At 38.7% G+C, this 4,344-nt stretch carries 7 protein-coding genes; 3 read left to right on the top strand and 4 right to left on the bottom strand.

Features of this window, described 5'->3' with window-relative positions; translation table 11 throughout:
* The first annotated feature begins 110 nt into the window (after window positions 1-110).
* On the top strand, window positions 111-932 hold the full coding sequence (locus BLL38_RS29570; protein WP_242627655.1) for a hypothetical protein: 822 nt from the start codon (window positions 111-113) through the stop codon (window positions 930-932).
* Window positions 933-1,006: 74 nt separating this feature from the next.
* Here BLL38_RS29570 and BLL38_RS29565 read toward each other — a convergent pair whose 3' ends face one another.
* The 4 genes from BLL38_RS29565 to BLL38_RS29550 are packed head-to-tail and all read right to left on the bottom strand — an operon-like array spanning window position 1,007 to window position 3,043.
* Entirely contained in the window at window positions 1,007-1,195 is a 189-nt protein-coding gene (locus tag BLL38_RS29565) for a hypothetical protein (protein ID WP_032904864.1), read from the bottom strand.
* Window positions 1,192-1,686 (bottom strand): hypothetical protein, encoded by a 495-nt coding sequence (locus tag BLL38_RS29560; protein WP_130898289.1) that lies wholly within the window; start codon window positions 1,684-1,686, stop codon window positions 1,192-1,194. The genes BLL38_RS29565 and BLL38_RS29560 overlap by 4 nt, the downstream gene beginning before the upstream one ends.
* A 17-nt stretch (window positions 1,687-1,703) precedes the next feature.
* Window positions 1,704-2,066: a hypothetical protein gene (locus BLL38_RS29555; RefSeq protein WP_169922485.1), complete on the bottom strand. Its 363-nt coding sequence runs from the start codon at window positions 2,064-2,066 to the stop codon at window positions 1,704-1,706.
* The gene (locus BLL38_RS29550) at window positions 2,063-3,043 is read right to left on the bottom strand and encodes a RepB family plasmid replication initiator protein (RefSeq protein WP_020301964.1); all 981 of its coding nucleotides are present in this window, start codon (window positions 3,041-3,043) and stop codon (window positions 2,063-2,065) included. The genes BLL38_RS29555 and BLL38_RS29550 overlap by 4 nt, the downstream gene beginning before the upstream one ends.
* A 425-nt stretch (window positions 3,044-3,468) precedes the next feature.
* Between BLL38_RS29550 and BLL38_RS30965 the strand changes: the two genes are divergently transcribed.
* Together BLL38_RS30965 and BLL38_RS29540 are read left to right on the top strand one after the other, a co-directional pair.
* On the top strand, window positions 3,469-3,864 hold the full coding sequence (locus BLL38_RS30965) for a hypothetical protein (protein WP_130898288.1): 396 nt from the start codon (window positions 3,469-3,471) through the stop codon (window positions 3,862-3,864).
* A 14-nt stretch (window positions 3,865-3,878) separates the two neighbouring features.
* Window positions 3,879-4,235 carry a hypothetical protein gene (locus tag BLL38_RS29540; protein ID WP_242627654.1) on the top strand — a complete coding sequence of 119 codons (357 nt, stop codon included), beginning with the start codon at window positions 3,879-3,881 and terminating at the stop codon, window positions 4,233-4,235.
* Window positions 4,236-4,344: the final 109 nt, after the last annotated feature.

Raw genomic sequence — 4,344 nt, 5'->3', positions numbered from 1 at the left:
CGGCGGTAGGGGCTTCAGACTAACAATGCAAACCTGCGTCGCTGCGCTCCGACTGCCTGTCCGGATGAGCGTGGAACGAGTGTCCGGATGTTGGTGGGCTGAGTGTCCGGATGGCGTGGAATCCGCATCTTGGAGTAAAAACGGCTCCTATACGTGAAATGGGCAGCATTGGCGGCGATTTTCATGATGAGCAATCAAGCATCACAGAAAAAAGGATCAAGAAATCTAATCGCGTTGTAGATACTCGCTTCGATACCCCTGATGGTCATGATTTCTATTATAAAGGGACGAACAAGAAAGCTTTTGAATACAGCGATGGCACGGCCACTTTCAACACCACCAGCCCAATGGCGATTAAAGCGGGCTTGCAGAAGCTCACAGAGAGCGGCAAACCCCAAACCCTGCACTTAACAGGAACGCACGATTTTAAGCGTAATGCGTGGCTACAATTCCAGATGATGGGACTAGACCAAAAAGGGTATTCATTAAGTGGTTTTACACCTAACGCCAACGATAAAGCAGAGCTTGAAAAATTGAAGCTTGAAAATCCAGCGTTTAAGAAGCCGATTGAAGCGATTAGCGTTACATCTTTACCGACTAATAAGCCAGCTAAAAAGCCACATCCTACAACACCTGTTAAAAAAGCGGTGGATCATCTTGAAGATCCTAAATCAAAAAGCTTTATACCTCCTGTAAATGCTGACGATGATACGAAAGCCAAAAGGCTTGGAAAAACCGGGGCCGTTGGTATAGCCGATGGACTTGTTAAGACTGCTGATGTATTCGCAATGCATGATGCCGCAGGTTCGATGAATGAAAAACTTTCTGAGATGCGTGTTCTTGCTGCACAAGCTAAAAACAGTCAAAGCAGTTCCGAAAACGAAGCTTATCAAAACGAAAAAAGAATAAGGCAGCAGTTAAGACCAGATTAAAAAAACGCCTTATGGCGTTTGTTTTTTCTTAGATTTCATCATGAACATTCACCAACTGGTGATCGTTGCTTATTTCAAATCAATTTCAAGTAAAGCAACTCTAATTTTAACGCCCTAATGCGGTGATAGCGGTCGAACATTGCGGCTTTTCTTTCATCGCTTGGGATCATCTGGTCATTCTTGTAAGCGTCGAATTCTTTTTGTAATGAATATATTCTAATGCTGAAATGTTCAAGCATTGCTCTGCAATATTCTTCGTTCATATTATCCCCCCCGTTGATTTATTTTGTTTGTCGAAATCAAAAGCACATACATTGTTTTTTTCGTCGTATGTTTCATATACATTAAATGACTGTTTTGCTTCACCCATAAACGCCGAATTTTTGCATAGTTCCGGCTTTCCAATATTGAGATAACATTGGCCTTTATAGGCCATCATTCCGAAATCTCGACCATACTTAATAGGGACGGTTATAACTCCATCGTTACTCATCATTTCAATTTCATGATTATCCGCAAGTGACTGAACTGCGACCCTCGTTTCATCGCCCGACGAACAAACACAAATTTTGAATTGTTCATCTATCTTTTTAATAGCATCGTGAGATTTAAAACCGTGCAACATAAGCGAAGCGTAATCCTTGTTTCTTTGCTCTCTGCATTTGCTATCGCTCCACCATGCAGGGTCATCAGCAAAAGAAGCGTTGACTGATAATAAAAGCGTTAAAGCGGTGATTAAATTTTTTACATTCATTTGCCCTCTGATCGATGTTAAACCGTTGGCGGTTTTTGGTTCATTTTTGGTGCTGGATTGTTAACAACTCCTTTCATCATTTCGATCATATCTTCCATGGCGTAGTGGTAATCAAGCTCACTTATTAACTCACCAGTAAACGGATTGAAAACTAGACCCCCCTTGATCTTATTTTCGATCAGTTCACTATTTTCAATAGATGTTTGTGCTAGCGATAACAATTGATACAAAGCTTTAATGTCCTTTATTTCGCCCAATTTTGCAGATATAGACGATCTAATCACGTCGCTTTTTATTAGGTGAATAAGTGCCTCAATTCTCATTATCAAAGCTTCTACTATAAAGCCGGGCAATTGCGGTTTCTGTTCTTCTTTTTTCATCTCCATTCTTCGTCTCCATCATCTGTTAATTCATTTGGTGCTTTTGGCTCTTCAATTTCTTCGTAAAAATCTTCACTCAACTCACGATCAAAATCGTCTGAATTCGACCCTTTAACGGCTTTCTTTTCGATGCTTGCCGCTTTCTTTTTTTCAGCAATTGCCTTTTTTTCTTTAAAATCTTTGTAGAGCGACTTATAACTGTAGTCGACTAAAAATCTTGTAGTTACTCGATTAGTTTTATCTTCTTTAAAACCTTCAATTAGGCCTATTTCTTGGAGTGCTTCATTGGCCTTTCTTATTTTCATTATGAACGTTTTACAAGGCATTTTATCGCTGATGCGGAAACGTTCTTTCAACATGTCAACGCTGAAATAGTTTGTTTTGTTGCGTCTATTACAAACGTACAACACATAAAGAATTCGCTGATACTCATTAGTTAATAAGCTCAGCATCTTCGTGTCGATCTCGTACAACTCTTTTAGGCTACCAAAAAAATCAATAAAACGTTTTGATACTTCAATCTTTCCGCCTTTTTTAGTCAGCTCGCCGGCAATGAAGTTTAGAAAAACAGTTTTCGTTCCTTCTTCTGTTTCTTCTTCATATTCAATATTGATCTTATTGAGTTTTCTAATTGATTGCTTGAAGATCGAAAAATACATTGTTCTATGTGATGTTTTAACATCAAAGTCATTCATTATTTCATCAAGAGTAAATTCAAATTCATTGCTTTTGCTGCTGTATACTTTTCGCAAAATAAAAAGAAATACTTCAAAATCATTGAATATAGTCAGCGACGTTGAAGCAATATGAATGTTTTTAGCATTGTGGTTTTTAGCTATTTCAAAGCCTCTCGGCTCTTTGTGAGCGTTTATTGTGTTGAACAATGGAAGAGCTAGGAAAACGCGTGGAACTGATACATAACCTTTAAGTTTGAACACCTCTTTTTCTTTACCGCTTTCCTTTAAAATGTATTTCATGGTTATTTTTCACCCTTGTTATACTTATAATTAACCACAAAAAAAACTAATTACAAGATTAAGGCAGTAAAAAAATAACAAATGCTGTTAACCGTATTATCATGCTTTGAGATTATCCATATTTTAAAAGATAAACCACTTTAAAAAATAAGGAGCGTTAACCGAAAGGGGGTAAATAAATAAGGAGCGTTAACTGGGGTTTTTAAGATTTCCTTATTCTTGCGGGCTTATTCGAACGCTTTCACAAAAGAAAAGATATTTACTTCGTAAATCTATATATAAGATGTAGGGCAGAACGTCAAAAGCTCATCTGGTGGATCTAAAATCAAAAACCTTTCTGGTAAGAGCTTAGGCCCTTTATTTTGACATTTTCAAGGATTGATTTTAAAATCCATTTTCCATAACCATGTGCAATGGACAATATTTTGAAAATTGGTGAGATTTTTGTAAATACACAACTTATCCATAGTGCTTTAAGTGATGAGTGGTGGAGAGGATCGAAGGCCGACAAGCCATCAGACTGTCTTTATTTTGATCGATATTGCATCGACATATTGGAGATTAAGAAGCCGGTTGATCTTGGCTTATTCGGCGTTGAAGCAGCTTTGAAGGCAGCATTAAAGCCCTATGTCCTTTATGTCATTCTTTACACCCTTCAACTTGAAGCGTCTGAAATTGAAGATCAAGAAAACCTTGAACATGGTCGTAGTTCCATCGCTGAATTGGTTGATGCCAATTGGCAAGAATTTTACGAGCGTATCAATATAGAGTTCAGCCGTTTTCTGGTTTATTTGTCCTCCGATGATCAATCTTATTCTTGAAGGAAAAAAGAAAAATGTCGAAATTGCTTGATCTACTCGCACAGCAAAAACAGCTTGAAGAACAAATCAAGAACCTAAGAGAAAATGAAGAAGAAGCAAAAGTCATCGAATTTGTTGAAGAGCTTGAAACCCTTCGCGACAAATACGGCTATTCAGTGGCTGAATTTGTTGATGTGGTGCATTCCCTTCACCAAATCAAAACCCCCGCTAAAACACCTAAAAGCGTGAGCGAGGACGTACCAAAGGCACCCAAGGAGCCTAGCGATAAATGGAAAGTGCAGATTGACGGCGTTGAATTTATCTTGAAGAAGGCGAAGCAAGGCATTGCCAGTCAAGCCATGAAAGATAAAGGAGGCGGTTGCAGGAGCTGAGTGCAACACGGTTATTGAATTGACGCAGGAGCATCATATTGCATAGCCAAGGCTTTCTGCATCACTTCGCTCATGACTTCGATAGGACATTTGAAATCGAAGCGCTTAC

The sequence above is a fragment of the Pseudomonas gessardii genome (genome assembly GCF_001983165.1).
Lineage (GTDB): Bacteria > Pseudomonadota > Gammaproteobacteria > Pseudomonadales > Pseudomonadaceae > Aquipseudomonas > Aquipseudomonas gessardii.
The sequence above is the reverse complement of the archived record's forward strand: the minus strand, read 5'-3'. Positions and strand labels throughout refer to the sequence as shown.

Coding starts and splice junctions, on each gene's coding strand:
- BLL38_RS29570 (WP_242627655.1), top strand. CDS start 111: ATGGCGTGGAATCCGCATCTTGGAGTAAAAACGGCTCCTATACGTGAA.
- BLL38_RS29565 (WP_032904864.1), bottom strand. CDS start 1,195: ATGAACGAAGAATATTGCAGAGCAATGCTTGAACATTTCAGCATTAGA.
- BLL38_RS29560 (WP_130898289.1), bottom strand. CDS start 1,686: ATGAATGTAAAAAATTTAATCACCGCTTTAACGCTTTTATTATCAGTC.
- BLL38_RS29555 (WP_169922485.1), bottom strand. CDS start 2,066: ATGAAAAAAGAAGAACAGAAACCGCAATTGCCCGGCTTTATAGTAGAA.
- BLL38_RS29550 (WP_020301964.1), bottom strand. CDS start 3,043: ATGAAATACATTTTAAAGGAAAGCGGTAAAGAAAAAGAGGTGTTCAAA.
- BLL38_RS29540 (WP_242627654.1), top strand. CDS start 3,879: ATGTCGAAATTGCTTGATCTACTCGCACAGCAAAAACAGCTTGAAGAA.